The sequence below is a fragment of the Streptomyces sp. NBC_01635 genome (assembly GCF_045209715.1).
GTDB lineage: Bacteria > Actinomycetota > Actinomycetes > Streptomycetales > Streptomycetaceae > Streptomyces > Streptomyces hirsutus.
In genome coordinates this window covers 5,139,333-5,164,427 of the sequence record NZ_CP109277.1, presented here as the reverse complement: position 1 = coordinate 5,164,427, position 25,095 = coordinate 5,139,333, and the positions used below count along the sequence as shown (strand labels likewise).

General features: G+C 71.5%; 23 protein-coding genes. 9 read left to right on the top strand and 14 right to left on the bottom strand.

Annotated features, from left to right (window positions below; genetic code table 11):
• Positions 1 to 38: 38 nt before the first annotated feature.
• Positions 39 to 1,805, top strand: a complete 1,767-nt coding sequence (gene argS / locus OHB56_RS24090) for an arginine--tRNA ligase (protein WP_055625566.1) — start codon at positions 39 to 41, stop codon at positions 1,803 to 1,805.
• Positions 1,806 to 1,886: 81 nt separating this feature from the next.
• Here argS and OHB56_RS24085 read toward each other — a convergent pair whose 3' ends face one another.
• Positions 1,887 to 2,348, bottom strand: coding sequence for a peptidoglycan-binding protein (locus OHB56_RS24085; protein WP_406355594.1), 462 nt, complete (start codon positions 2,346 to 2,348; stop codon positions 1,887 to 1,889).
• A gap of 287 nt (positions 2,349 to 2,635) precedes the next feature.
• On the opposite strand from OHB56_RS24085, the gene OHB56_RS24080 reads away from it, so the two are divergent.
• Both OHB56_RS24080 and OHB56_RS24075 read left to right on the top strand, forming a co-directional pair.
• Positions 2,636 to 3,490 (top strand): peptidoglycan-binding protein, encoded by an 855-nt coding sequence (locus OHB56_RS24080; RefSeq protein ID WP_406355592.1) that lies wholly within the window; start codon positions 2,636 to 2,638, stop codon positions 3,488 to 3,490.
• Positions 3,487 to 4,440 (top strand): helix-turn-helix domain-containing protein, encoded by a 954-nt coding sequence (locus OHB56_RS24075; RefSeq protein ID WP_406355590.1) that lies wholly within the window; start codon positions 3,487 to 3,489, stop codon positions 4,438 to 4,440. Before OHB56_RS24080 ends, OHB56_RS24075 begins: the two co-directional genes overlap by 4 nt.
• A gap of 43 nt (positions 4,441 to 4,483) precedes the next feature.
• Here the strand turns inward: OHB56_RS24075 and OHB56_RS24070 are convergent, their stop codons facing one another.
• The 3 genes from OHB56_RS24070 to OHB56_RS24060 all read right to left on the bottom strand — a co-directional run bounded on the left by OHB56_RS24070 (position 4,484) and on the right by OHB56_RS24060 (position 7,252).
• Positions 4,484 to 5,386, bottom strand: coding sequence for an SAM-dependent methyltransferase (locus tag OHB56_RS24070; RefSeq protein ID WP_406355589.1), 903 nt, complete (start codon positions 5,384 to 5,386; stop codon positions 4,484 to 4,486).
• Between the two features lie 145 nt (positions 5,387 to 5,531).
• Positions 5,532 to 6,533, bottom strand: coding sequence for a porphobilinogen synthase (hemB, locus tag OHB56_RS24065; RefSeq protein WP_406355588.1), 1,002 nt, complete (start codon positions 6,531 to 6,533; stop codon positions 5,532 to 5,534).
• Positions 6,534 to 6,610: 77 nt separating this feature from the next.
• Positions 6,611 to 7,252, bottom strand: coding sequence for a TetR family transcriptional regulator (locus OHB56_RS24060; protein ID WP_326754096.1), 642 nt, complete (start codon positions 7,250 to 7,252; stop codon positions 6,611 to 6,613).
• Positions 7,253 to 7,372: 120 nt separating this feature from the next.
• Between OHB56_RS24060 and OHB56_RS24055 the strand changes: the two genes are divergently transcribed.
• A complete protein-coding gene (locus OHB56_RS24055) occupies positions 7,373 to 8,713 on the top strand; it encodes an NAD-dependent succinate-semialdehyde dehydrogenase (protein WP_406355586.1) in 1,341 nt (446 codons plus the stop codon).
• Between the two features lie 307 nt (positions 8,714 to 9,020).
• Here OHB56_RS24055 and OHB56_RS24050 read toward each other — a convergent pair whose 3' ends face one another.
• Positions 9,021 to 9,677 (bottom strand): lamin tail domain-containing protein, encoded by a 657-nt coding sequence (locus OHB56_RS24050; RefSeq protein ID WP_406355585.1) that lies wholly within the window; start codon positions 9,675 to 9,677, stop codon positions 9,021 to 9,023.
• Positions 9,678 to 10,383: 706 nt separating this feature from the next.
• Between OHB56_RS24050 and helR the strand changes: the two genes are divergently transcribed.
• Both helR and OHB56_RS24040 read left to right on the top strand, forming a co-directional pair.
• The gene (gene helR / locus OHB56_RS24045) at positions 10,384 to 12,561 is read left to right on the top strand and encodes an RNA polymerase recycling motor ATPase HelR (protein WP_406355583.1); all 2,178 of its coding nucleotides are present in this window, start codon (positions 10,384 to 10,386) and stop codon (positions 12,559 to 12,561) included.
• Positions 12,562 to 12,878: 317 nt separating this feature from the next.
• On the top strand, positions 12,879 to 13,406 hold the full coding sequence (locus tag OHB56_RS24040; RefSeq protein WP_406355581.1) for an SMI1/KNR4 family protein: 528 nt from the start codon (positions 12,879 to 12,881) through the stop codon (positions 13,404 to 13,406).
• A 2-nt stretch (positions 13,407 to 13,408) separates the two neighbouring features.
• On the opposite strand, the gene OHB56_RS24035 is transcribed toward OHB56_RS24040, so the two are convergent.
• From OHB56_RS24035 to OHB56_RS24020, 4 genes are all read right to left on the bottom strand, one after another.
• On the bottom strand, positions 13,409 to 13,837 hold the full coding sequence (locus OHB56_RS24035) for an ATP-binding protein (protein WP_406355579.1): 429 nt from the start codon (positions 13,835 to 13,837) through the stop codon (positions 13,409 to 13,411).
• A 136-nt stretch (positions 13,838 to 13,973) separates the two neighbouring features.
• Complete coding sequence (gene tgmC / locus OHB56_RS24030; protein ID WP_406355578.1) at positions 13,974 to 15,137, bottom strand: ATP-grasp peptide maturase system methyltransferase; 1,164 nt, start codon at positions 15,135 to 15,137, stop codon at positions 13,974 to 13,976.
• A gap of 46 nt (positions 15,138 to 15,183) precedes the next feature.
• On the bottom strand, positions 15,184 to 16,164 hold the full coding sequence (gene tgmB / locus OHB56_RS24025; protein WP_406355576.1) for an ATP-grasp ribosomal peptide maturase: 981 nt from the start codon (positions 16,162 to 16,164) through the stop codon (positions 15,184 to 15,186).
• A gap of 3 nt (positions 16,165 to 16,167) precedes the next feature.
• Positions 16,168 to 16,401: a putative ATP-grasp-modified RiPP gene (locus OHB56_RS24020; protein ID WP_406359204.1), complete on the bottom strand. Its 234-nt coding sequence runs from the start codon at positions 16,399 to 16,401 to the stop codon at positions 16,168 to 16,170.
• 237 nt (positions 16,402 to 16,638) lie between these two features.
• Here OHB56_RS24020 and OHB56_RS24015 point away from each other — a divergent pair, with 237 nt between their 5' ends.
• Both OHB56_RS24015 and OHB56_RS24010 read left to right on the top strand, forming a co-directional pair.
• The gene (locus OHB56_RS24015) at positions 16,639 to 17,472 is read left to right on the top strand and encodes a helix-turn-helix transcriptional regulator (RefSeq protein WP_406355575.1); all 834 of its coding nucleotides are present in this window, start codon (positions 16,639 to 16,641) and stop codon (positions 17,470 to 17,472) included.
• Entirely contained in the window at positions 17,469 to 17,675 is a 207-nt protein-coding gene (locus tag OHB56_RS24010) for a DUF397 domain-containing protein (protein WP_406355574.1), read from the top strand. The genes OHB56_RS24015 and OHB56_RS24010 overlap by 4 nt, the downstream gene beginning before the upstream one ends.
• A 529-nt stretch (positions 17,676 to 18,204) precedes the next feature.
• Here OHB56_RS24010 and OHB56_RS24005 read toward each other — a convergent pair.
• From OHB56_RS24005 to OHB56_RS23985, 5 genes are all read right to left on the bottom strand, one after another.
• Positions 18,205 to 19,920 (bottom strand): uroporphyrinogen-III synthase, encoded by a 1,716-nt coding sequence (locus OHB56_RS24005; RefSeq protein ID WP_326754087.1) that lies wholly within the window; start codon positions 19,918 to 19,920, stop codon positions 18,205 to 18,207.
• Positions 19,917 to 20,876, bottom strand: a complete 960-nt coding sequence (gene hemC / locus OHB56_RS24000) for a hydroxymethylbilane synthase (protein WP_326754086.1) — start codon at positions 20,874 to 20,876, stop codon at positions 19,917 to 19,919. The genes OHB56_RS24005 and hemC overlap by 4 nt, the downstream gene beginning before the upstream one ends.
• The gene (locus tag OHB56_RS23995; protein WP_406355571.1) at positions 20,873 to 22,612 is read right to left on the bottom strand and encodes a glutamyl-tRNA reductase; all 1,740 of its coding nucleotides are present in this window, start codon (positions 22,610 to 22,612) and stop codon (positions 20,873 to 20,875) included. The genes hemC and OHB56_RS23995 overlap by 4 nt, the downstream gene beginning before the upstream one ends.
• Positions 22,609 to 23,412 carry a redox-sensing transcriptional repressor Rex gene (locus OHB56_RS23990; protein ID WP_326754084.1) on the bottom strand — a complete coding sequence of 268 codons (804 nt, stop codon included), beginning with the start codon at positions 23,410 to 23,412 and terminating at the stop codon, positions 22,609 to 22,611. The genes OHB56_RS23995 and OHB56_RS23990 overlap by 4 nt, the downstream gene beginning before the upstream one ends.
• A 301-nt stretch (positions 23,413 to 23,713) precedes the next feature.
• Entirely contained in the window at positions 23,714 to 23,992 is a 279-nt protein-coding gene (locus OHB56_RS23985; protein WP_406355570.1) for a glutaredoxin family protein, read from the bottom strand.
• 151 nt (positions 23,993 to 24,143) lie between these two features.
• Between OHB56_RS23985 and OHB56_RS23980 the strand changes: the two genes are divergently transcribed.
• A complete protein-coding gene (locus tag OHB56_RS23980) occupies positions 24,144 to 25,055 on the top strand; it encodes an HAD family phosphatase (protein ID WP_055592122.1) in 912 nt (303 codons plus the stop codon).
• Positions 25,056 to 25,095: the final 40 nt, after the last annotated feature.

The window sequence follows — 25,095 nt, the reverse complement described above, 5'->3', positions numbered from 1 at the left end:
CAACAGCTCCGGAACCCGAGCAGAACGGCAGCCACCCCATGGCCTCGGTCACGTCCCTCAGCGACTCCGTCCAGCAGCATCTCGCGTCCGCGCTCTCGGCCACCCGGCCGGAGGCCGCCGGCGCGGACCCGCTGCTGCGACGCAGCGACCGGGCGGACTACCAGGCCAACGGCATCCTGGCGCTGGCCAAGAAGGCGAAGGCGAACCCGCGGGAGCTGGCCGCCGAGGTCGTCTCGCACGTCGTCACCGGTGACGAGCTGATCAAGGACGTCGAGGTCTCCGGCCCCGGCTTCCTCAACATCACGATCGCCGACCGGGCGATCACCGCGAACCTCGCCGCGCGGTACGCGGACACCGAGCGCCTCGGCGTGCCGGTGACCGCGCACCCCGGCACCACGGTGATCGACTACGCCCAGCCGAACGTGGCGAAGGAGATGCACGTCGGCCATCTGCGGTCCGCCGTGATCGGCGACTCGGTGGTCCAGCTCCTGGAGTTCACCGGGGAGAACGTGGTGCGCCGCCACCACATCGGCGACTGGGGGACCCAGTTCGGCATGCTCATCCAGTACCTGGACGAGCACCCGCACGAGCTGGACCACAAGGAGGGCGAAGTCTCCGGCGAGGAGGCGATGTCGAACCTGGACCGCCTCTACAAGACCGCGCGCAAGCTGTTCGACTCCGACGAGGAGTTCAAGACGCGCTCCCGGCGCCGGGTGGTCGACCTCCAGGCGGGCGATCCCCGCACGCTCTCCATCTGGCAGAAGTTCGTCGACGAGTCGAAGATCTACTTCTTCTCCGTCTTCGAGAAGCTGGACATGGAGATCCAGGACGCGGACATCGTCGGCGAGTCCGGCTACAACGACATGCTCGCCGAGACCTGCCGCCTGCTGGAGGAGTCGGGTGTCGCGGTCCGCTCCGAGGGTGCGCTGTGCGTGTTCTTCGAGGACGTCCTGGGCCCGGACGGCAAGCAGGTCCCGCTGATCGTCCAGAAGTCGGACGGCGGCTACGGCTACGCGGCGACCGACCTGTCCGCGATCCGGGACCGCGTGTTCCGCCTGAAGGCGGACACCCTGCTGTACGTGGTGGACGCCCGGCAGGCGCTGCACTTCAAGATGGTCTTCGAGACCGCGCGCCGGGCCGGCTGGCTCGGTGACGACGTGAAGGCGATCCAGCTCGCGTTCGGCACGGTCCTCGGCAAGGACGGCAAGCCGTTCAAGACCCGTGAGGGCGAGACGGTGAAGCTGGTGGATCTGCTGGACGAGGCGATCGACCGCGCCTCCGCGGTGGTCCGGGAGAAGGCGCAGGACCTGTCCGAGGAGGAGATCGCCGAGCGGGGCACCCAGGTGGGCGTCGGCGCGGTGAAGTACGCGGACCTGTCGACGTCGGCGAACCGGGACTACAAGTTCGACCTCGACCAGATGGTCTCGCTGAACGGCGACACGTCGGTGTACCTCCAGTACGCCTACGCCCGTATCCAGTCGATCCTGCGCAAGGCTCCCGAAGGTGTACGCCCGTCCGCGCACCCGGAGTTGGCCCTGCACGAGGCTGAGCGGGCGCTGGGCCTGCACGTGGACGCGTTCGCGGAGACGGTGGCGGACGCGGCACGCGAGTACGCCCCGCACAAGCTGGCCGCGTACCTGTACCAGCTGGCGTCCCTGTACACGTCGTTCTACGACAAGTGCCCGGTGCTGAAGGCCGAGTCGCCGGACCAGGTGGCCAACCGCCTGTTCCTGTGCGACATCACGGCCCGCACGCTGCACCGGGGCATGGCCCTGCTGGGCATCAGGACGCCCGAGCGCCTCTGAGCCCGGAAGCACGACGCATGCCCGCGGCCCGTCCTCTCCCCCGCTGGGAGGACGGGCCGCGGGAGTCGGTGCCGGTGGTGCCTAGTACGTGTCGACGCACCAGTTGGCGAAGGTCTTGAACGCCGCCTGGGTGCCCGAGCCGGCGATTCCGTCGATCGCGCCGGTGTAGCCCCAGCCGTTGTTCTTCAGGAAGCGCTGCAGCGCCGAGACCGTGCCGCTGCCGACGGATCCGTCGATGGCGCCGGTGTAGCCGTGGTGCGCCTTGAGCATGCGCTGGAAGGCCTTCCAGCTGTTGGGGCCGAGTTCGCCGTCGATCGAGTCGGTGTAGCTCCAGTGCGCCCGCAGCCAGCGCTGGACGCCCTTGGCCTGGGTGGCGTTCAGACCGAGGTTGACCACCGCGAGCGGAGCGACCGCCTCGGCACTCGCCACGGCCTGGGTGTCCTGCGTCGGGGCCGCGAAGCTGGTGCCCGCGGTGGCCAGGCCACCGACGGCGATCCCCACGGCCGTAGTGACGCTGACGAGCGCCTTGGTCATGGCTCGCATGCTTGTCCCCCTTCGAATGGGCGGCGCCGGCCGGAGCGGCCGGCTCGACGACGAGACTGCCGGGTCGGGGCCGGGTCCGGCCATGATTGCCGCCGAAGTGACGACGGCATGGGACACCCTCCCCCGCGACCTGCGGGACCGCGTCCCGCCGGGACGGCGCAGCGGGACGGGGCGGGACGGGCGATGGCCGAATCGGTGCGGGTGCGGGAACCGCGTCACCGGGCACACTGTGGATGCTGTTGCACAATGCGACGGGGACGGAACCGTGCACACGCGAGTGGGGGAACATGTCGCGTTGGAAGGGCCTGCCCACAGAACTCGACCCGAGCGTGCGGAACTTGGTGGTGCGATTACGGCGCCTGAAGGACCACAGCGGGCTGAGTCTTCGTCAGCTGGCGGCGAAGACCGGGTACAGCTCCTCGTCGTGGGAGCGCTACCTCGGCGGCAGGGCGCTGCCGCCCCGGGACGCCGTCGAGGCGCTGGCGTCGGTCACCGGCGAGGAGCCGACCCGGCTGCTGGCCGTGTGGGAGGTCGCGGCGGAGGCGTGGAGCGGCCGCACGGCGACGGCGCCCGCGGGTCCGATCGCGGGCGCCGCTCCGGCCGTGGCCCGAGATCGGGCTCCGGAACCGGCGGCGGAACCCGGCAGGGCGGAACCCCTCGAACCCCTCGATCCGATCGGTCCCGCCGGCCCCGGGGCCGAACCGGCACGCGGGCGGGCCTTCCACGTGGCGGTCGCCGCCGGGGCGGTCGCCGTGGTGCTGGCCGTGTCGGCGGTGGCGGTGCTGGTCGACAGGGCGGGCGCAGACCGCGATCACGGTGCCGTCGCGCCGCTCGCCCCGTCGGCCGCACCGGCGGCGTCACCGCGGTCCGTACCCGCGTACACCTGCCGGGTGGAGCGGATCGACGGCCTCTGGCACGCGGGGCTGAGTACCACCCGGGACGAGATCCTGGCGAACGGCTACGCCGGTCCGGAGGTCGCCGAGGCGCAGTGCCTGCTGGACCGGGCGGGCTACTCGCCGGGGGACATCGACGGCATCTTCGGCCCGATGACCGAGCGGGCCGTCAAACGCCTGCAGACGGACGCCGACCTGGTGGTGGACGGCATCGTCGGCCCGCACACCTGGGGGGCCTTGCGAAGATGAGGTCGCCGGAGCGCGCCCGGCTGACGGCCGCTCTGCGGAGCCTCAAGGAGCGCGCGGGCCTGAGCCTGACCGGGCTGGGGGAACGCACCCCGTTCAGCAAGTCCTCCTGGGGCCGCTACCTCACGGGCGAGATCCTGCCACCCCGTGAGGCCGTGCGGGAGCTGTGCCGGCTGGCGGGCGAGCCGGAGGGCCGCTGTCTGGCCCTGTGGGAGCTCGCGGAGTCGGAAAGCAGCGGCCGGGCGACCCAGGCCCCGCCCCCGGCGCGTCCGGAGACCGCACCGGAACCGAAACTGGAGCCGCAACCGGCGAAAGAACCGGAGGAGGGGCCCGAGGCCGGGGGCCCCGCCCCTCCCCGGCCCGCACCCCCTACGGCCACCACGACCACCGCGACCGCGCACCGCGCGACCACCGCGACCACCGCGACCACCGCGACCACCCACCGTCGGTCCTGGCGGGCCACCGCCGTCATGGCGGCCGTCCTGGCCGTGACCGCCGGCGGCGTGACCGCGACCGCCCTTCTCCTGCCGGCGGCCCGGACGCCCGACGACGCACGCAGACCGCCCGCGACCGGGACGGGAACCGGGACCGGCCCTCCTGCGCCCCGCTGCCAGGGCGACGCCTGCGAGGGCCGGGACCCGATGAACATGCTCTGCGGGATCGGCCTGGACACCCTCGTCGAGCACCGCACCGCCTCCGGAGCCCACCTGCAGGTGCGCTACAGCCGCACGTGCGGGACGAGTTGGGGCCGCATCTGGGACACGCGGGTGGGCGACCGCATCGAGCTGACCGCGGCCGGCCCGACCCGCTCCGCCGAGGTCACGGACGCCCTGGACGCGACGGCGTACCTCTACACCCTGATGACGAGAACCCGTCCGGGCACGGTCGTACGGGCCTGCTTCCGCTCCGAGGGGCAGAACGAACCGGAGTGCTACGAGGCCACCGTGCCCTGAGCGCCTCTTCCCTCACCCGCACTCGACGGAGGAGGCGCCGCCCTCACTTCTTCGTTCCCGTCGCCGCGTAGACGTTGATGTCGTCGTCCGTGGCGTCGTCGATGTCCGCGTACCGGATCCGTTCGATGGGGTCCAGGCCCTCCAGATAGGCGGCCTCCGGCTGCTCGGGGGCGGGCGCCGCGTGGTCGGGACGCCAGTGGTGGGCGGGGACGACACCCGGCTCGTCGAGGCCGAGCACATGCTCGGTGAAGAACCGCTCGATCTCCGCACGGGTGCGCAGCACGAAGGTGAACCCCCGCTCGGTGTAGGTCCGTTGTACCGCGCGGACGTTCTCCGGGTTCAGGTCCTCGGTGATGTGGCTGAGCACCACGCGGCTGCCGGTCGGCAGCGCTTCGACGAGTTCACGCACGATCGGATACGCCTGCTCGTCCTCGACGAAGTGCAGCACGGCGACCAGGCAGAGGGCGATCGGCTGGTCGAAGTCCAGTGTCGCGGCCGCCTGTTCGAGTATGAGGGCGGGGTCGTTGAGGTCGGCGTCGATGTAGTCCGTACGCCCCTCGGGCCCGCTGTTGAGCAGAGCGCGCGCGTGCGCCAGCGCCACCGGGTCGTTGTCGACGTACACGACCCGCGACGCGGGGGTGATGCGCTGGGCTATCTGGTGCACGTTCTCCGCGGTGGGCAGCCCGGCGCCGATGTCGAGGAACTGACGGATGCCGTCCTTCCCTGCCAGAGTGTTCACCGCGCGCCGCAGAAAGTCCCGGTTGTGCCGCACGTCGAGATACCCGCGCGGGTTCGCGGCCAGCGCGGCCGCCGCCGCGGCCAGGTCCGCCTCGTAGTGGTCCTTGCCCCCGAGGAAGACGTCGTAGACCCTGGCCGGATGGGCCTTGCCGCTGTCGATCCTCCTCCGCAGCTCGGAGGGGTCCTGGCTGAGCGCGTCACCGGGCATGGCTCTCCCTGAAGAGTCGGTGGTCAGATCGACAAAGGGGCCGTGCCGCCGAACGGCCCGACGGCACAGCCCACATCATTGCCGATCAAGTCCCCTGTAAGCAGGGGTACTTGACCATGCCTACTCGGCGCGGAGCGGAAACCCCCTACGCGTCACGCCTCAGCTTCTGGGCGACTTCGGTGGCCCAGTAGGTGAGGATGTTCTGCGCACCGGCCCGCTTGATGCCGGTCAGGGCCTCCAGGATCGCCCGATCGCGGTCGATCCAGCCCTTCTCGGCGGCAGCCTCGATCATCGAGTACTCACCGGAGATCTGGTACGCGACCACCGGCACGTCCACGGCGTCGGCGACCTTGGCGAGGATGTCGAGGTAGGGCCCGGCCGGCTTGACCATCACCAGGTCGGCGCCCTCCTCCAGGTCAAGCGCCAACTCCCGCATCGATTCACGGACGTTGGCCGGGTCCTGCTGATACGTCTTGCGGTCGCCCCGAAGCGACGACCCGACGGCCTCGCGGAACGGCCCGTAGAAGGCGGAGGCGTACTTGGCGGTGTAGGCGAGGATCGCGACGTCCTCGCGGCCGATCTGGTCGAGCGCGTCACGGATGACGCCGACCTGCCCGTCCATCATCCCGCTGGGCCCGACGACATGGGCGCCCGCGTCGGCCTGCACCTGCGCCATCTCGGCGTACCGCTCGAGCGTCGCGTCGTTGTCCACGCGCCCCTGGTCGTCCAGCACCCCGCAGTGACCGTGATCCGTCGTCTCGTCGAGACAGAGGTCGGACATGACGAGCAGCTCGTCCCCGACCTCGGCCCGTACGTCCCGCAGGGCGACCTGGAGAATCCCGTCGGGGTCGGTGCCCGCCGTGCCCAGGGCGTCCTTCTTCGACTCCTCCGGAACGCCGAACAGCATGATCCCGGAGACCCCGGCCGCCACGGCCTCGGCCGCCGCCTTCTTCAGGGAGTCGCGCGTGTGCTGCGCCACGCCCGGCATCGCCTCGATCGGCACCGGCTCGGTGACCCCCTCGCGGACGAAGGCCGGGAGGATGAGGTCGGCGGGATGCAGCCGCGTCTCGGCGACCATCCGACGCATGGCCGGGGTGGTCCGCAGACGCCGGGGCCGGGTACCGGGAAAAGATCCGTACGTCGTCATACCTCCCACGCTACGCCCGCCCGCCTCATGCCTTTACCGACGCCGAGTCGGCCCGCGCCGGAACCGCCGCCCCGCCGTCAGGGCCGCGCGAGGAGGGCGCCGGACGCCAGCCCCAGCTCGGCTTCCGCGAGGGTACGGGCCATGTCGGCGAGCGGGGCGGCACGGCGCCCGGCGCCGGTGTTGACGTAGGCGCTGGCCCCGTCGATCGCGACGAGGATGCGCACGGCCGCGGCCCAGGGGTCGGCGCAGTGGAAGTCCCGCGCCTCCACCCCGGCGGCGACGACCCGCTCGACACGCCGGCACCAGAGCATGTCCTGCTCGATGACGTGATCCCGGAGCACGGGCCGGTAGCGTGCCAGATGCCGGGCGTTGAGCCAGAGCCTGCTGACGTCGTCGAAGTCGGCGCTCGAGGTGAGCGAGAAGAGCCGCCGCAACGCACGCACCGCACCGCCGGGGCCGGGGTCGGTGGACATCTCCGGCAGCAGGCTGTCGAGCTCCGCCATGGTGGCGCTGGTGAAGGCCTCGGCGACGAGTCTGTCCGCCGCGGGGAAGTAGTGGCCGACGAGCCCGGACCGGACGCCGAGCTCGTCGGCGACCCGGCGCAGGGTGACGCACTCCAGTCCTTCCGCGAGCCCGACCCGCGCGGCGGCGGTGACCATCTCGCCGCGGCGCTCGGCCGGCGCCTTGCGGACACGCTTTTCCGGGCCCCTTGACGTCATGCCGGGGATGTTATTGAGTGAGTGGCCAATAAGACAATGGGGCATACAGCAACATGTGCGGCCTCAGCCGCCCCACAGCACCGCTGCCACGCCACCCGCACCCCACTCTCCGGAGCGCTGATGTACGCCGTCACCGACCCCACCACCGGCGAAGTCGCCGAGCTCTACCCGACCGCCAGTGACGCCGAGGTCGAGGCGGCACTGACCGCCGCCACCCACGCGGCCACCGCGTGGGGCCGCAGGAGCACCGTGGCCGAGCGCGCGGCGCTGCTGCGCAGGATCGGCGACCTGCACCAGGAGCACAGCGAGGAGCTGGCGGCGAGCATCGTGCGCGAGATGGGCAAGCCGCTCGCGGAGGCCGAGGGCGAGGTCGGCTTCTGCGTCGACATCTACCACTACTACGCCGACCACGCCGAGGAGTTCCTCGCCGACGAACCGCTCGACGTCACCTCCGGCCCCGGCAGCGCCGTCGTCCGGCGCAGCCCGCTGGGCGTCCTGCTGGGCATCATGCCGTGGAACTTCCCGGCGTACCAGGTGGCCCGGTTCGCCGCCCCGAACCTCGCCATCGGCAACACCATCGTGCTCAAGCACGCCCCGCAGTGCCCGGCCACCGCGGCGCTGCTGGAGCGGCTGTTCACGAAGGCGGGCTTCCCCGAGGGCGCGTACGTCAACGTCTACGCGACCAACGAGCAGATCGCCGACGTGATCGCCGACCCGCGCGTCCAGGGCGTCTCGCTCACCGGTTCGGAGCGGGCCGGCTCGGCCGTCGCGGAGATCGCCGGACGCCACCTGAAGAAGGTCGTGCTGGAGCTGGGCGGATCCGACCCGTTCATCGTGCTGTCCACCGACGACCTGGACTCGGTCGTCGACTCCGCCGTCGCCGCGCGCCTCGACAACACCGGTCAGGCGTGCAACGCGGCCAAGCGGTTCGTCGTCGTCCAGGACCTCTACGACGCGTTCGTGGAGAAGTTCACCGCCCGCCTGCTGGCCGGCGCGACCGGCGCGCCCCTGTCCTCGGCGGCGGCGGCCGAGAACCTGGGCCGCCAGGTGGACGCGGCGGTCGCCGAGGGCGCCACGCTGCACACCGAGGGCGAGCGGCGCGGCGCGTACTTCCCGGCCGGCGTCCTCACGGGCCTCACCACCGACCACGCGGCCGCCCGCCAGGAGCTCTTCGGCCCGGTCGCCATGGTCTTCCCGGCCGCCGACGAGGACGACGCCCTGCGCATCGCCAACGACACCCCCTACGGCCTCGGCTCCTACCTCTTCACCACGGACCCCGCCCAGGCCGAGCGCGTCGCCGACCGCATCGAGGCCGGCATGGTCTTCGTCAACGGCGTCGGCGCCGAGGGCGCGGAACTCCCCTTCGGCGGCATCAAGCGCTCCGGCTTCGGCCGCGAACTCGGCCGCCCGGGCACCGAGGAGTTCGTCAACAAGAAGCTCATCCGCACGGTGTCCCAGTAGGACTTCAGGTGCACTGCCGACCGTCTCGATCCGGTCGGTGAGGTGAGGCCAGGAGCAGTCGTCGCGCCTCAGCAGTGCGACGAGGGCGGTCGGTCCCGTTCCTGGTCCACGCCATGAGTGCAGGAGGAACGCCCGAGGCACCGCACCGTTGTGTGAGCCGGATCTGTTCCCCCGGCATGGGCTCCTCATGGCACTGCGGCGGCCCGTCCGGGCCCGCCGCACAGGCCGGCCCGAGGGACGGAGGAACGGAGAAACGCCGGAGGGCGTGTCACGGCCGGCTGCCGTGACACGCCCTCGGGTCGGTGAATCAGCGCTGCTGGTTACCGCGGTCGTTACCGCGGTCATTACCGCGGTCGCCACGGTCGTTGCGGTCGTTGCGGTCGTGGCCTCGGCCGTCGCGGTCGCCACGTCCGTCGCGGTCGTGGCCTCGGCCGTCGCGGTCGCCACGTCCGTCGCGGTCGCCACGGTCGTTGCGGTCGTGGCCTCGGCCGTCGCGGTCGTCGCCGCGGAAACGGCCCCAGCTCTCGGTGTCGACGACCGAGCCACGGCGGTTCGACAGGGTGGCCCGGTCGGAGCGGTTGTCCCAGATGTGCTGACGGCGGTCCTGGTAGACGTCGTGGCGGGTGTCACGGCCGGCTCCCGTGTGCACCTTGACCGTCGAGCGGCCGTTCAACCGCAGGTGGCGGAAGGTGTACCTGTCGCCCTCGCTGTTGCGCAGGGTCCAGCCCCTCAGGTCGACGCTCTGGCGGGACCGGTTGGTGATGTTCACCCACTCGCCGTTCAGCGAACGGTTGCTGCGGCTGTCCGGGCCGGGAGCGTTGTACTGGACGTCGCTGATGACGACCTGCTGACGGTCGGGGCCCCTGTCCTGTACTGCGGACGCCGGCAGCGCGGCGGCCGCCACGACGGAACCGGTCACCAGGGCGACAGCGGTCAGACGGCGAGCGGCGGAAGAAGCAGACACGTGGTCCCCTTCGCATTAGTGCGCCGGCCCACCTGGTGCAGGGACGGGCGGCGCTCTCCGAGTGGTACGTCCCGGCTGACTGCCGAGGTCCCACACTCTGCCGCTGTAGCGGGTTCTTTCGTAGGAAGCTCTCCCACTGGATACGTAATCAGGACATGTCCGCAATACTTGGTTGCCAGATGCACATACATCATTCGATTACATGGTTCGAATAGATGCGTCACGCATCAACCCATGGTCTGTCCAGGTCCGTCACAGTTCAGCCAGAGTCACGCCCTGGTGCGCCACCACGCGCGCCACCCTGTCGTTCACCCGAAAGTGAGTAACAGGGCCAGCGCGGCACGGGGGGGTGGATGCCTTTCCTCAACCCGGTTCCGCAGGGGCAGGGGCGGCAAGCGTCGCCGGACCGGTCCCGGGCTGCGGCACCGAGGCCGGCCCCGGTGCCGCAGAGCGCGCCTTGTCCGGAGACGTCGAGGAGCGAGCGCTGAAGGACGTGAGCACAGGAGGCACGCCGAGACGCCGCGCCATGGCGAGGAGAGCCTGCCCACCCGCGGTGACCATCGAGGCGGCGACGAGAGCCGGCGAGGAAGCGCCGCGAGAGGGCCGCAAGAAGGCAAGGAGGTGAACCCACTCCTTGCCACTCTCAACCTATAGCGCACCGGGGGGCTTGCGGCAAGGCCCCCGGCATGGCGCAGAATCGATCCTCGTGAAGCCGACTAACCACCCGACCATCAGCCCTACCAGCGTGTTCGATCTCCCCGAGCGTCTTTCCGCCAAGGCCGACCCGAAGCTGATCTCCGGCGACGAGGCGCACTTCACGGCCATCGCGGAGAGCCTGGAACAGGCGATCGCCGAGCTGTCCGACCTCCGGGACGCCACGCTCAGGGCGCCCGGCGGCGTGGGGCGGGAGGCGATGGACCGGGACCTGGAGGTGCACCGGCTCTCCGCCCGCCTGCGCGCCCTGCGCCGCTTCGGCCTGGACCTGTGCCTGGGGCACATCGTGAGCGCGGACGACCCCGAGCCCGTGTACATCGGACGCCTCGGCCTCACCGACAGCACGGGCCGCCGTCTGCTGCTCGACTGGCGCTCCCCCGCCGCGGAGCCGTTCTTCGCGGCGACCCACGCCGATCCGATGGGGCTGGCGAGCCGCCGCAGGTACCGGTGGACCGGCGGCCGGATCAGCGACTACTGGGACGAGGTCTTCACCGCCGACGGACTCGAAGGGCACGCCGCCGCGCTCGACGACCACTCCGCCTTCGTCGCCAGCCTGGGCGGCGACCGGTCGGCCCGGATGCGGGACGTGCTCGGCACCATCCAGGCCGACCAGGACGCCATCATCCGCGCGGGCTCGCGCGGCGCCCTGGTCGTCGACGGCGGCCCGGGAACGGGCAAGACCGTCGTCGCCCTGCACCGCTCCGCGTACCTGCTCTACTCCGACCCCCGCCTCGGTCACCGCCGGGGCGGCGTGCTGTTCGTCGGCCCGCACCAGCCGTACCTGGCGTACGTCGCCGACGTCCTGCCCAGCCTCGGCGAGGAGGGCGTGCAGACCTGCACCCTGCGCGACCTCGTCCCCGAGGGGGCCGGGGCGGCGGCCGAGACCGACCCGGAGGTGGCCCGCCTGAAGTCGTCCGCGGCCATGGTGAGGGCGATCGAGACGGCCGTACGGTTCTACGAGGATCCGCCCGCCCGGGGCATGGCGGTGACCACCCCCTGGGCCACCGTTCCGCTGAGCGCCGAGGACTGGGCCGAGGCGTTCCAGGCGGTGGAACCGGGCACTCCTCACAATGAGGCGCGCGAGCAGATCTGGGACGAGCTGGTCACGATCCTCGGGGACAAACACGGCGACGACGTCCCGCCGAACCTGTTCCAGCGCGCGCTGCGCGCCCACCACGAGCTGGTCACCACCCTCAACAACCACTGGCCTCTCCTCGAACCCACCGACATCGTCTCCGACCTCTGGTCGGTCCCCGCCTACCTGCGCATGTGCGCCCCCTGGCTCGGCCCCGACGAGGTCAAGCGCCTGCGGCGCGAGGGCGAGGACGCCCAGTCCTGGACGGTGTCCGACCTCCCGCTCCTGGACGCGGCCCGGCAGCGGCTCGGCGACCCGAAGTCATCCCTGCGCAAGCGCCGCCACGACGCCTCCGTCGCCGCCCAGCGCGAACGCATGGCCGGCGTCATCGACAACGTCATCGCCTCCGACGACGACGGCGAGGGCGCGGTGACGATGCTGCACGGCCAGGACCTGCGGGACAGCCTGATCGACAGGAGCGCCCTGCCCACGGCCGAACCGGACGTCCTCGCGGGCCCGTTCGCGCACGTCGTCGTGGACGAGGCCCAGGAACTCACCGACGCCCAGTGGCAGATGCTCCTCCTGCGCTGCCCGTCCCGCAGCTTCACCATCGTCGGGGACCGCGCCCAGGCCCGGCACGGCTTCACGGAGTCGTGGCGGGAGCGGCTCCAGCGCATCGGCCTCGACCGCATCGACGTCGCCACCCTGAACATCAACTACCGCACCCCGCAGGAGGTGATGACGGAGGCCGAACCGGTCATCCGCGCCGCCCTCCCGGACGCCAACGTCCCGACCTCCATCCGCGGCAACGGCCTCCCCGTCGTCCACGGATCGGTCGCCGACCTGGACTCGATCCTCGCCACCTGGCTCGACGCCCACGCCGACGGCAACGGAATCGCCTGCGTCATCGGCGACCCCACGTTCCGTTCGACGCCCCGCATCCGCTCGCTGACCCCGGAACTGTCGAAGGGCCTGGAGTTCGACCTGGTCGTCCTCGTCGACCCGGACAGGTTCGGCGAGGGCATCGAGGGAGCGGTCGACCGCTATGTGGCGATGACCCGGGCGACCCAGCGACTGGTCGTCCTCACTTCCTAGTCGCGTACAGGAGGAGTGGCGCTCGGCCGGGGCCCGACGTCATCAGACCGTGCCGGGCGGCGCAGGCGGGACCCGCCCGGCCGCGAGTGCGGCGGCCCGGCAGTCGCGGCACCATGCCCCGGGCCATGGCGCGCGGAAGACCCGATTGCATCCGCCCTCACAGTCCGCCATGGGGCGGGGCTCGGACAGCGCGTCGCCCTGGGCCGTCGTCGTGGCGCGGGACTCACCGGGTCCCGTGTTTCCGGGCGTCGGCGGGCCCCCTGCCCGGCACGCCGATGCGAAGGCCGCATGTCAGTGCGGGCAGTTACGGTACGCCCGTGAACGAGTTGACCGGTGACGACCGCCGCCTTCCACCCGCCCTCGCCGACGTGGCCCGCGTCGGAATCGACTACGCCGACGGTGACGGAATCGACTTCGAGCTCTACGAAGCCTTCTGCCCGGCCGAGGAGGCCACCGACCGGCTGCGCCAGTGGACCGGAAACCCCGAGCTCGACGGCGACGCCTACCGGCTGTTCGGTCAGGACGGCACCGGCGGCCTCGCGGCCCTCTGGTACGGACGGCCCGGCCGGCCCCTCGCCGAACAGCCCGTGGTCTTCATGGGCTCGGAGGGCCAGTGCGGCGTGGTGGCCGGGAACCTGTCCGACTTCCTGTGGGTGCTGGCCGACGGCTGCGGGCCTTTCGAGGCCGTGATGTACGGGGCCGACGAGTCACGCCCCGACGCGGCCCTCACCGCACTCGCCGAATGCCACGCCACCACCCCCCGCCGCCCGGCCCGCGCCATCATCGCCGAGGCCCGCGCCGAGTTCCCGGCCTTCGCCGAGGACATCGACGCCCTCTGCGGCTGAGGTCACCGGAAGCGGCCGAGTTCCAGCTCGGCCCACACGGTCTTGCACGGGAACGGTTTCGACAGCACACCCCAGTCGTCGGCCGACTCCTCGACCAGCAGCAGGCCGTAACCCGACTCGGCGGGCTCCGGCGAGGCGCTCCCGCTCGCGGGTGCCTTCTCGCCCCTGGGGTCGGTCACCTCGATGCGCAGCACCCCGTGCGCGGTGACGGTGAGGGTGAGCCGGAAGCCCCGGCCGGGGACACGGCCGTGCACGACGGCGTTCGTGGCGAGTTCGGCGACGATCAGCCGGGCCGGGTCCAATGGCAGCCCCCAGGCGCCCAGTTGCTCGGCGGCGAGCAGGCGGGCGAGACGGGCACCCCGGCGGGTGGCGGACAGCGGCACGGTGAACTGATGCAGCGGGGTGCGCGGTGCGACGGTTTCCTGATCCACGCCACTCAGCGTGTTCAGTCGCGCGCCCTTTGTGAAGGCGAGTGGCCCGTGCGACCGGCGGCTGTCCGTGGTGTGCCCGGTCCCGTCCGGGCTGCCCGGCGGGGCGGGGCACCGGGCGGCGCGGGGTTCTCACCCCTCAGGGCGACGGCAGTGACAGGCAGGGCAACCGCGGGTGCCGCAGGTGCTGCCCGCCGTCGTGGACGCACAGGGTGAAGGTCTCCGGTCCCGGCCGTCCGGCCGAGTCGTAGACGTCGAGAACCCGCTCGACGCTCTCCCACAACCTGAGCGGCCCGCCCTCCCGCACCCGCCAACCACCGTCGCCGTCGCCGTCGCCGTCCGGGGTCAGCGTGGCGGCCGATCCGCTGGCCACGTCGACCAGGTGCACGACGTCGCCGACGGTGGTCAGTTGCGCGTCGGGCACCGCGCTCTGCACGAGGAAGCGCAGGTGGAAGGCCTCCTCGGTCGCGGCGGTGATCCGCTCGGGACCGTACCTGGCGACCCGCGGCCTTCCCGGTAGCTCCGCCACCCAGTGGGCGGGGTTGCCGAAGGCCGGCGCCGCGTGCGTACGGGCCGACATGAAGGAGACGGTGCCGCCCAGTAAACGCCCCTCGGCGGTGCCGTCCCTGGCCACCGTGAGCAGCACGCGGGCGTACCCGTAGAGCCAGCCCGAGAGCGTCAGCAGGATCTTCCCGCCCGGCCGGGTCTGGGCGACCAGGGCCGGCGGAACGGCACGGAAGGAGCAGGCCGCCACGATCCGGTCGAACCGCGCCTCGGGCCAGTACCCGTACAGCCCGTCCGCGACCGCGAGGGTCGGCGTGTGACCGCAGGCCTGCAGCGCGCTCGCGGCCCGCTCCAGCCGGCGCGGGTCCACCTCGATGCTCGTGACGCCGCCGGAACCGAGGCGTTCGCAGGCGAGCGCGGTCGAGTAGCCCGTCCCCGTGCCGATCTCCAGCACCGTGTGCCCCTCCCGCACATCGGCGTCGGCCCACATCCGCAGCACGAGCGACGGCAGGGTGGAGGACGAGGTCGGGGCCCCTCCGTACCGCTCGGCCGGGTCCTCCCAGTCGGGTTCGTCACCGTCGAACTGGGTGATGAGCGTGGCGTCGGAGTACGCGGCGGCCAGCCAGCGCCCGCGGTCGAGCGCGGCGGTGACCGGCTGCCACAGGGTCAGCCCTTGTCCATCGCACTCGTCGGAGGGCAGGTAGAAGCCGGGCACGAACCGGTGCCGGGGCACCGTCTCCACGGCCGCACGCCAAGCTGGATCGTCCAGCGACCCGCGTGCGGCGAGGTCCTCCGCCATGACTGCGCGCAGCCGTGCGGCATCGGTTTCGAGGTCGACGGCATCGTCATGGACGGCCTTCTCTTTCCACGGTGAGGAGGTCGGCGAACGCCTCGGTGATGTCCTCGGCGTCGGGAAGCCAGCCCCACTGTCCGTTCGGGTTGCACTCGATCGCCGTCCAGTGTTCCGGGTCGCCCCCGTCGTCGGTGAGCGCGAAGTCGAAGCAGCCGAAGACCAGACCGAACGAGCTGAGGTAGGTGTGCAGCGCCGCCTCGATGGGCGGCGGCACGCTGATGGGTGCGTGGAGCAGGGCGCCCCAGTCGCCCCGGCGCCAGTCCAGCGCGCCGTCGGGCGCGGCGATCTGCTGTGCGAAGACCCGGCGGCCGACCACGGTGACGCGTACGTCACCGGTCTTGGGGATCTCCGCCTGGAACAGGTGGGCGGTCACGGTGAGCGTGTCATCGAAAGTCTCCGGGTCGACCCGCTGGGTCCAGATCGCTCCGGTGTGCCCGTCGTCGGCGGCGGGCAGGCCGCGGAACGTCTTGCAGACGACGGGGCCGTGCTCGGCGGCGAACTCCGCCGCGGCCTTCGGGTCGTTGGTGATCAGCGTCGGAGGAATCCTCAGCCCGAGTCCGGCGAACCTCCGGAGCTGGGCGGGCTTGAACTCCGCACGGGCCACCGCGGCCGGGTGGTTGACGTACCGGGCGCCGGGCAGGTCGTTCAGGACACCGTCGAGCCCGTGTCTCGCCTCGGCGACGGCGAAGTCCCGCTGCTGCCGGGGAAGATGCGCGAACCGGGTGCCGTACGGAGTGGGACGGCGGTAGTACACCGCCGCCACCTCCCCCGCCTCCACCTCCCGGCTCGCCGTACGCAGCCACCCACTCCACGCCGAACGGTCCGCGTCGATACGGAAGCCGAACGTCAGGGCGGGTCCGATGTCGGCGGGGTCGACGCGGACGACGGGCACCCCGCGCTCGTTCAACGCGGCGACGACCCAGTCCGCGGTGACGTCCTCCAGCGCGGTGACGACCAGGACGGTGGAGGTCATCGGTCAGTCCGACTCGTAGTCGGTGGTGCTGTCGTCCTGCTTCTGGGACTGCGGACCGTTCCCGTCACCGCCCCCGGACACAGAAGCGGTGCCGGTCGTCCTCGACGTCCCGTGCTTGCCCATCTCGACCGGCCGCCCGGCCGCGTCGGTGTAGCGGGCGGTCTGCGTGACGGGGTCGAGCGTCACCGTCGCGTACGGCGGCGGCCCGACCGGCAGCCGGTCGGTGACCAGGCGCAGCGCCCAGGGGGCCTCGGGGGTGAGCGTCGTCAGGGGGGGTCCCTTCTCGGTGGTGTGGTGTTTCCCGGATTCACATCACTCAGTGTGTTCACACGCGCATACCGTGTGAAGGCGGACGGTTCGTACGGCCGGTCGCTGTACGTGACTGTCCGATTTCCGTCCGGGCTGACCGGGGTGACCGAGCCCGGGCGGTCGGAGTTGGTCCGGGGAAGGGCGCGCGACGGGAGGACGACGGGCATGAACGAGTGGGAAGCGGGACCGGACGACGAAGAGGCCGGGGCCGTGATGCGGACGGTCGTACGGCAGTTGAAGCTGTGGCGGGAGTCGGCCGGCCTCACCCAGGCGGAGTTCGGGGCGGCGATCCAGTACGGGGAAGAGATGGTCTCCTCTGTGGAGCGGGGGCGGCGGATTCCCCGGCCGGAGTACCTGGACGCGGCGGACGAGGTGCTGGGGGCGGGCGGCAGGATCTCCGCGATGAAGGGGGACGTGGCGGAAGCCAGGTACCCGAAGAAGGTGCGAGATGTGAAGCGCCTGGAGGCGGAAGCCATCGAGATCTGCTCCTACAACAACTGTGTCATCGACGGGCTGTTGCAGATTGAGGCATACGTGCGGGCAGTGTTCAGCTCTCGGCGACCGCAGTTCGCGGAAGAGGAGTTGGAGCAGCGGGTAGCCGCTCGGCTGGATCGCCAAGAGATCTTCTGCACCCCAACGGCTCGCCCGCTCTTCAGCTTTGTGCTGTGCGAAGCGACGCTGCGCCGCTTGATCGGAGGCAAGATGGTGATGCGCAACCAGCTCGAACGGCTGTCGGAAGTGGCCCGGCTGCGGAATGTCGACCTGCAGGTGTTGCCTCTGAGCCGGGAGGAGAACTCAGGCCTCGGCGGCCCCTTCCGACTGCTCAAGCTCAAGGACGGAGCGGCCGTGGGTCTGAACGAAGTCCAGCTCACCAACCGCGTGATCACCGACCCAAAAGAGACCACGGTCCTCGACATGCGCTATGGCATCATCCGGGCGCAGGCCCTCACACCACGAGAGTCGCTGGCCTTCATCGAAAAAGTGCTGGGAGAGTCATGACCCTCAAGCCCTCTGACGGAGTCGACGGCAAGCTGGAGTGGATAAAGAGCAGTCACAGCTCGGACGACGGCCCGTCCTGCGTCGAGGTCGCCACCACTCCGGCGACCATCCACGTCCGCGACTCCAAGAACCCCCGCGGCCCCCGCCTAGCCCTCGCCCCCACCACCTGGGCGTCCTTCCTCCCCTACGCCTCCGGGTACTGACACATCAGGCCTGGGCCGAGCACCCGGCCACCCACCTCGCTCGACGTGAGCACTTAGCACTGATCTGTACGTATCCCGCTCATATGTATACATACCCAACAGTCGGCCGGTAAGTGTCATCGATTCCGCAAGGCCTACCGGCACCCGGAGCCGCAGGGCGACGGCTCCCGAACCGGCTTTCGCCGGGCCGGGTCACCGGAACCCCCGTGTCGATCACCGCAAGGCGGCCTCCCCGGCCAGGGAGGAGCTGGCACCACCCCATGACTGGGGAGTGTCAGCTGCTCACCAGATCGCGGAATTCCTCCGCTCGTCCGCATGGTGAGCCGGACAGCACAAGCGGTCATCGCCGGTGCCCTCGCCCTGGGCATCGCGGCCACCGCCGGGGTCCCGGGAGCGTCGGCCGCCCCCGGCCCGGCGGCCCGCACGGGCCCATCACCGCACTGGGCGCACAGAACGCACCGAGGCCCCGCTGTCCCGTACGGGACAGCGGGGCCTCTGACGATCACCAGTTCCGGCGCCGCCGGACGCCTCAGGTCGTCGACCGGCGCCTGCGTGCCCCCGGACGCCGTTCGCTCGGCCGGGTCACCGGGTCGCCGGCCTCCAGCGCGGCCAGGCGGCGGCGGGTGCCGAAGTCGGCCAGAGCCTCCGCCAGCTTGTGCACCGACGGCTCCGGCGCCATGACGTCGACGCGCAGCCCGTGCTCCTCGGCCGTCTTCGCCGTCGCCGGGCCGATACAGGCGATGACCGTCACGTTGTGCGGCTTGCCCGCGATGCCGACCAGGTTCCGTACCGTCGACGACGAGGTGAAGAGCACCGCGTCGAAGCCGCCGCCCTTGATCGCCTCGCGGGTCTCCGCGGGCGGCGGCGAGGCACGCACCGTGCGGTAGGCGGTGACGTCGTCGACCTCCCAGCCCAGGTCGATGAGACCGGCCACCAGGGTCTCGGTGGCGATGTCGGCGCGCGGCAGGAAGACCCTGTCGATCGGGTCGAAGACCGGGTCGTAGGGCGGCCAGTCGTCCAGGAGCCCCGCGGCCGACTGCTCGCCGCTCGGCACCAGGTCCGGCTTCACGCCGAAGGCGATCAGCGCCTTGGCGGTCTGGTCGCCCACCGCGGCGACCTTGATCCCGGCGAACGCGCGGGCGTCGAGGCCGTACTCCTCGAACTTCTCCCGCACCGCCTTGACCGCGTTGACCGAGGTGAAGGCGATCCACTCGTAGCGGCCCGTCACCAGGCCCTTGACCGCGCGTTCCATCTGCTGCGGGGTGCGCGGCGGTTCGACGGCGATGGTCGGCACCTCGTGCGGCACCGCGCCGTAGGAGCGCAGCTGGTCGGAGAGCGACGCCGCCTGCTCCCTGGTACGCGGCACGAGCACCTTCCAGCCGAACATCGGCTTGGACTCGAACCACGACAGCCGGTCGCGCTGGGCGGGTGCGGAACGCTCACCGACCACGGCTATGACCGGCCGGCCGCCCTCGGGCGACGGCAGCACCTTCGCCTGCTTCAGCGTCTGCGCGATCGTGCCGAGCGTCGCCGTCCAGGTGCGCTGCCGGGTCGTGGTGCCCGCGACGGTCACCGTCAGCGGCGTGTCGGGCTTGCGACCGGCGGACACCAGTTCGCCCGCCGCCGCGCCCACCGAGTCGAGGGTCGAGGAGACGACCACCGTGCCGTCCGACGCCCCGACCTCGGTCCAGCACCGGTCGGACGCGGTGCGCGCGTCCACGAACCGCACGTCCGCGCCGTGCGCGTCCCGCAGCGGCACACCGGCGTACGCGGGCACGCCGACCGCGGCCGCGACACCGGGGACGACCTCGAAGGGCACCCCGGCCGCCACGCACGCCAGCATCTCCTCGGCGGCGTACGCATCGAGGCCGGGATCACCCGACACCGCGCGGACGACCCGCCTGCCGCCCCGCGCGGCCTCCATGACAAGATGTCCCGCATCCCGCACCGCGGGTGCGCCTACGGTTGTTGACGCTCCGTCAACAACCTTGAGCTGAGGCGTGCCTGTGCCCGGAGCGGACAGCGCGGAAGAACCCGCCGAGTCCGTTTCCGTGGGCACCTCGGCGACGCCCTGCCTGGCATGCCGGCGTACGACGTCGAGCACCTCGTGCTCGGCGACGAGAACGTCCGCGTTCGCCAGCGCCTCGACGGCGCGCAGAGTAAGCAGCCCCGGATCCCCGGGTCCGGCACCGAGGAAGGTGACGTGCCCGTGTTCCGGAGGGGGTGGAAGGGTGGTGGGGCTCACAGTGCTCGCTCCCCCATCAGACCGGCCGCGCCCTGCGCGAGCATCTCGGTGGCGAGGTCGCGACCGAGCGCCATCGCCGCCTCGTGCGTCTCGGGCACGGGACCGGTGGTGGACAACTGCACCAGCCTGGTGCCGTCGGTCGTGCCGACGACGCCCCGCAGGCGCATTTCCTTGACAATCGGCCCGTCCGTCAGCAGGTCGGCCAGCGCCCCCACAGGGGCGGTGCAGCCGGCCTCCAGGGCGGCGAGCAGAGACCTCTCGGCCGTCACGGCGGCCCGCGTGAACGGGTCGTCGAGCTCGGCGAGCGCGGCGATCAGCTCCGTGTCGCGCACGGAACACTCGACCGCCAGGGCCCCCTGGCCGGGGGCGGGCAAAACCGTGTCGACCGACAGGAAGTCGGTCACCTCGTCGCTGCGTCCGACCCGGTTCAGGCCGGCGGCGGCCAGCACGACGGCGTCCAGCTCACCGCTGGTGACGTACCCGATCCGGGTGTCGACGTTCCCACGGATCGGCACCGTCTCGAAATCCAGGCCGTGGCTGACCGCGTACGCGTTCAGCTGGGCCATGCGACGTGCCGATCCGGTGCCTATGCGGGCACCGCGCGGGAGGTCGGTGAGCTTGAGCGCGTCCCGCGCGATCAACACGTCCCGCGGGTCCTCGCGCACCGGTACGGCGGCCAGGACCAGCTCGTCGTGCGGCGCGGTCGGCAGGTCCTTCAGCGAGTGCACCGCGAAGTCCACCTCGCCGCGCACCAGTGCCTCGCGCAGCGCGGCCACGAAGACGCCGGTCCCGCCGATCTGCGCGAGGTGCTCGCGCGACGTGTCACCGTACGTGGTGACCGGGACGAGCTCGACAGGCCGTCCGGTCACCTGGCTCACGGCATCCGCCACCTGCCCGGACTGGGCCATGGCGAGCTTGCTCCGCCTGGTCCCGAGCCTCAGTGCCTTTCCAGTCATGCCGGCCCTCGGTTCTCTGCGATGTTCGCGTTCGCCGCGATCTTCGCGTTCTTCTCGGTGCTTTCCTCGGCTCGGGAGACGGAGGCCACCGTCTCGGGGTCGAGGTCGAACAGGGTGCGCAACGCGTCCGCGTACCCGGCGCCGCCGGGTTCGGCCGCGAGCTGCTTGACCCGCACGGTCGGCGCGTGCAGCAGCTTGTCGACCACCCGCCTCACGGTCTGGGTGATCTCCGCGCGATGCTTGTCGTCCAGGCCGGGCAGCCTGCCTTCGAGGCGGGCGATCTCACCGGCCACCACATCCGCGGCCATGGTGCGCAGGGCGACCACGGTCGGTGTGATGTGCGCGGCCCGCTGTGCCGCTCCGAACGCTGCCACCTCGTGGGAGACGATACGCCGGACCTGGTCCACATCGGCAGCCATCGGAGCGTCCGCGGACGCCTCCGCGAGCTTCTCGATGTCGACCAGCCGCACCCCGGCGAGGCGGTGCGCGGCGGCGTCGATGTCGCGGGGCATCGCGAGGTCGAGCAGGTACAGCACGGGTTCCGGGCGCGGCGGCTCGGCCACCAACTCCGGACGGCGCCGCTCGGGGATCCGGCCGACGCTCGCCGCGGTCGCGGCCAGCGCGCCGATCAGCTCGGGGTCCACCCGGTCCGCGTCGCCGCCACGCCGGGCGGCCCGGCGGCGGTCGACGGTGCCGCCCGCGGCCCACGCCGCGTGCTGCTCCAGCGTCGCCGCGTCCATGCCGGCGACAGCCGCCTCGCCCATCACGGAGAAGCCGGGCTGCACGGAGGCCAGGTCCAGCGGACAGTCCTCGTCGGCACCGGTGCTCACGGGAGGCAGGGGCGCCGTCCGCGCCTCCGGCACCTCGCCGCGCACGGTCTCCGGCTGCGCCCCGACCCGGCCCTCGACACCGGCGGCGATCGCCTCGGCGGTGAGGACGAGCCCGGTCGCGCCCGTGCAGGAAACGACGACGTCGGCACGTGTCAGCTCGAACGGCACCGATTCCATCGGTACCGCGCGGGCCAGCACCTCCGTGCCGTCGTCCTCCGTCAGGATCTCGGCGAGGCGCTCGGCGCGGTCGGCGGTGCGGTTGGCGATCACGATCTCGGCGACACCGGCCCGCGCGAGCGTGGCCGCGGCCAGCGACGACATCGAACCGGCGCCTATGACCAGGGCCTTCCTGCCCTGCGCCCAGGTCGTGACGGGCGTGCCGAGGGCCAGCTGCTCCAGGCCGAAGGTGACCAGGGACTGCCCCGCGCGGTCGATGCCGGTCTCCGAGTGGGCACGCTTGCCGACCCGGAGCGACTGCTGGAACAGGTCGTTCATCAGCCGGCCGGCGGTGTGCAGTCCCTGCGCACGCGCCAGCGAGTCCTTGATCTGGCCGAGGATCTGCCCCTCGCCCACCACCATCGAGTCCAGTCCGCAGGCCACCGAGAACATGTGGTGGACGGCCCGGTCCTCGTAGTGCACATAGAGATGGGGAGTGAGCTCCTCCAGGCCGACCCCGCTGTGCTGGGCCAGCAGCGTGGACAGCTCGGCGACACCGGCGTGGAACTTGTCCACGTCGGCGTACAGCTCGATGCGGTTGCAGGTGGCGAGCACCGCGGCCTCGGTGGCCGGCTCGGCGGCGACCGTGTCCTGCAGCAGCTTGGTCTGCGCGTCCAGGCTCAGCGAGGCCCGGTCCAGCATGTTGACCGGCGCGCTGCGGTGGCTCAGTCCGACGACGAGGAGACTCATGTCGGCATCACGGCGGGTACGTCCCCGTCGGGTCCCTGGTCGGCGACGGACTCCTGGCCGGCGGCAGTGCCCCGGCGCGCGGCGGCGGACTCCTGGCGGGCGGCGACGGCCGGGACGACGGTCCCGGCGGCGGCCAGCTCACCGGCCTTGCGCTGCTCGTGGAAGGCGAGGATCTGCAGTTCGATGGAGAGGTCCACCTTACGCACGTCGACCCCGTCCGGGACGGACAGCACGGTCGGCGCGAAGTTCAGGATGGAGGTGACCCCCGCGGCGACGAGACGCTCGCAGACCTGCTGGGCGGCACCGGCGGGCGTCGCGATGACGCCGATCGACACGCCCTCGTCCTGGATGATCTTCTCGAGTTCGTCGGTGTGCTGCACCGGGATCCCGGCGACGGGCTTTCCGGCCATCGCGGGATCGGCGTCTATGAGCGCGGCGACCCGGAAACCGCGGGAGGCGAACCCGCCGTAGTTGGCGAGCGCGGCGCCGAGGTTACCGATCCCGACGATCACAACCGGCCAGTCCTGGGTCAGGCCGAGTTCACGGGAGATCTGGTACACGAGATACTCGACGTCGTAACCGACACCCCGGGTCCCGTAGGAGCCCAGGTAGGAGAAGTCCTTGCGCAGCTTCGCGGAATTGACGCCCGCGGCGGCCGCCAGCTCCTCCGAGGAGACTGTGGGCACCGAGCGCTCGGAGAGCGCGGTGAGGGCGCGGAGGTACAGCGGAAGTCTGGCGACGGTGGCCTCGGGAATTCCTCGGCTACGGGTCGCCGGTCGGTGAGTTCGGCCAGTTGCCACGGTGCTCCTGCGGGTAGAGCGGGGCTTCAGGCGGTCATACGTCCCCGGACCGCCCCGTCGAATGCAGGCTATGTCTTTGTGAACGCGTGCACAAAGATAGTGTCCGTTTTGCCCACCCAAAGTGACCGGGGTCACGCGCCCCCGGCGCACGCGTATGGAACCGGCGCGCGAGCACCATCGCTCCCTTTGTTCTGGGGGCAAAACCGCACACTCTCCTCTGTGTATCCCGCCCCCGAGACCTGACCGCCATCGATCCTAAGCGACTTTCCCGTCGCTTTGTACTGGCCGGTCAGTCACACTCTCAGTCGATCAGGGCCTTGCGGAGGCGGACCTCGTCGACGCGCCAGAACGTGTGCTGGCGGCCGTCGACGAGAACGACGGGAATCTGCTCCCAGTACTGCTCGTGCAGTTCCGGGTCCTGGGTGATGTCCCTCTCCTCCCATGCGGCCCCGAGGTCACCGCACACCTTCTCCACCACGGCCCGGGCGTCGTCACACAGATGGCAGTCGGGCTTGCCCACGAGCGTGACGAGACGATCCTGCGGAGCCTTGCGGCGGAAGAGCGGACTCATGCCAGCCATTCTCACCCTGCGACGGGACAGGGGAACCCCTCTGCGGCCACCGGTTCCCGGTGGGCCGGGAGGGGTGCTTTAACGACACGGACGTGCAGAGTTCACGGTGTCCCCACCTCTCGACTCCGGAACCGCCGGGGGGACTGGCTATGCTCACGCCATGGCCGCTCTCGGATGGCTCACCCCCCGTAGGCGCTCCGCCACGGCGCGGAGCGTGTTGGCAGGCGAGGCCTCGGCGGAGGCCGCACGCAAGTCCACCCAGGAAGTTTCCGACCGTGAACCGGATTTCCCGGTTCACGGCGACGAGCGGGCTGCCGCCTTCTTCGACCTGGACAACACCGTGATGCAGGGCGCGGCCCTGTTCCACTTCGGCAAGGGCCTGTACAAGCGGAAGTTCTTCGAGACCCGCGACCTCGCCCGGTTCGCGTGGCAGCAGGCGTGGTTCCGGCTGGCCGGCGTCGAGGACCCCGAGCACATGCAGGACGCGCGCGACTCCGCGCTCTCCATCGTCAAGGGACACCGGGTCTCCGAGCTGAAGTCCATCGGCGAGGAGATCTACGACGAGTACATGGCCGAGCGGATCTGGCCGGGCACGCGGGCGCTGGCCCAGGCGCACCTGGACGCGGGCCAGCGGGTGTGGCTGGTCACGGCGGCGCCGGTGGAGATCGCCCAGGTGATCGCGCGTCGGCTGGGCCTGACCGGGGCGCTCGGGACGGTGGCCGAGTCCCTCGGCGGCGTGTACACCGGCAAACTGGTCGGGGAGCCGCTGCACGGCCCGGCGAAGGCCGAGGCCGTACGCGCGCTGGCGACCGCGGAGAACCTGGACCTGAGCCGCTGCGCGGCGTACAGCGACTCCCACAACGACATCCCGATGCTCTCCCTGGTCGGGCACCCGTACGCGATCAACCCGGACTCCAAGCTGCGCAAGCACGCCCGCGCCATGGACTGGCGCCTGCGGGACTACCGCACGGGGCGCAAGGCCGCGAAGGTCGGCATCCCCGCGGCGGCGGGCGTGGGCGCGGTGGCCGGCGGCACGGCGGCCGCCATCGCGATGCACCGACGCCGCCGCTGAATCCGGCGCCGCATCCGGCGCACGGCACACTCCGGGCGCC

Bases quoted from the DNA above. Each gene is read 5' to 3' on its own strand.
- argS (WP_055625566.1), top strand. From the start codon at position 39: ATGGCCTCGGTCACGTCCCTCAGCGACTCCGTCCAGCAGCATCTCGCG.
- OHB56_RS24085 (WP_406355594.1), bottom strand. From the start codon at position 2,348: ATGCGAGCCATGACCAAGGCGCTCGTCAGCGTCACTACGGCCGTGGGG.
- OHB56_RS24080 (WP_406355592.1), top strand. From the start codon at position 2,636: ATGTCGCGTTGGAAGGGCCTGCCCACAGAACTCGACCCGAGCGTGCGG.
- OHB56_RS24075 (WP_406355590.1), top strand. From the start codon at position 3,487: ATGAGGTCGCCGGAGCGCGCCCGGCTGACGGCCGCTCTGCGGAGCCTC.
- OHB56_RS24070 (WP_406355589.1), bottom strand. From the start codon at position 5,386: ATGCCCGGTGACGCGCTCAGCCAGGACCCCTCCGAGCTGCGGAGGAGG.
- hemB (WP_406355588.1), bottom strand. From the start codon at position 6,533: ATGACGACGTACGGATCTTTTCCCGGTACCCGGCCCCGGCGTCTGCGG.
- OHB56_RS24060 (WP_326754096.1), bottom strand. From the start codon at position 7,252: ATGACGTCAAGGGGCCCGGAAAAGCGTGTCCGCAAGGCGCCGGCCGAG.
- OHB56_RS24055 (WP_406355586.1), top strand. From the start codon at position 7,373: ATGTACGCCGTCACCGACCCCACCACCGGCGAAGTCGCCGAGCTCTAC.
- tgmC (WP_406355578.1), bottom strand. From the start codon at position 15,137: ATGGCGGAGGACCTCGCCGCACGCGGGTCGCTGGACGATCCAGCTTGG.
- tgmB (WP_406355576.1), bottom strand. From the start codon at position 16,164: ATGACCTCCACCGTCCTGGTCGTCACCGCGCTGGAGGACGTCACCGCG.
- OHB56_RS24015 (WP_406355575.1), top strand. From the start codon at position 16,639: ATGAACGAGTGGGAAGCGGGACCGGACGACGAAGAGGCCGGGGCCGTG.
- OHB56_RS24010 (WP_406355574.1), top strand. From the start codon at position 17,469: ATGACCCTCAAGCCCTCTGACGGAGTCGACGGCAAGCTGGAGTGGATA.
- hemC (WP_326754086.1), bottom strand. From the start codon at position 20,876: ATGACTGGAAAGGCACTGAGGCTCGGGACCAGGCGGAGCAAGCTCGCC.
- OHB56_RS23995 (WP_406355571.1), bottom strand. From the start codon at position 22,612: ATGAGTCTCCTCGTCGTCGGACTGAGCCACCGCAGCGCGCCGGTCAAC.
- OHB56_RS23985 (WP_406355570.1), bottom strand. From the start codon at position 23,992: ATGGCTGGCATGAGTCCGCTCTTCCGCCGCAAGGCTCCGCAGGATCGT.
- OHB56_RS23980 (WP_055592122.1), top strand. From the start codon at position 24,144: ATGGCCGCTCTCGGATGGCTCACCCCCCGTAGGCGCTCCGCCACGGCG.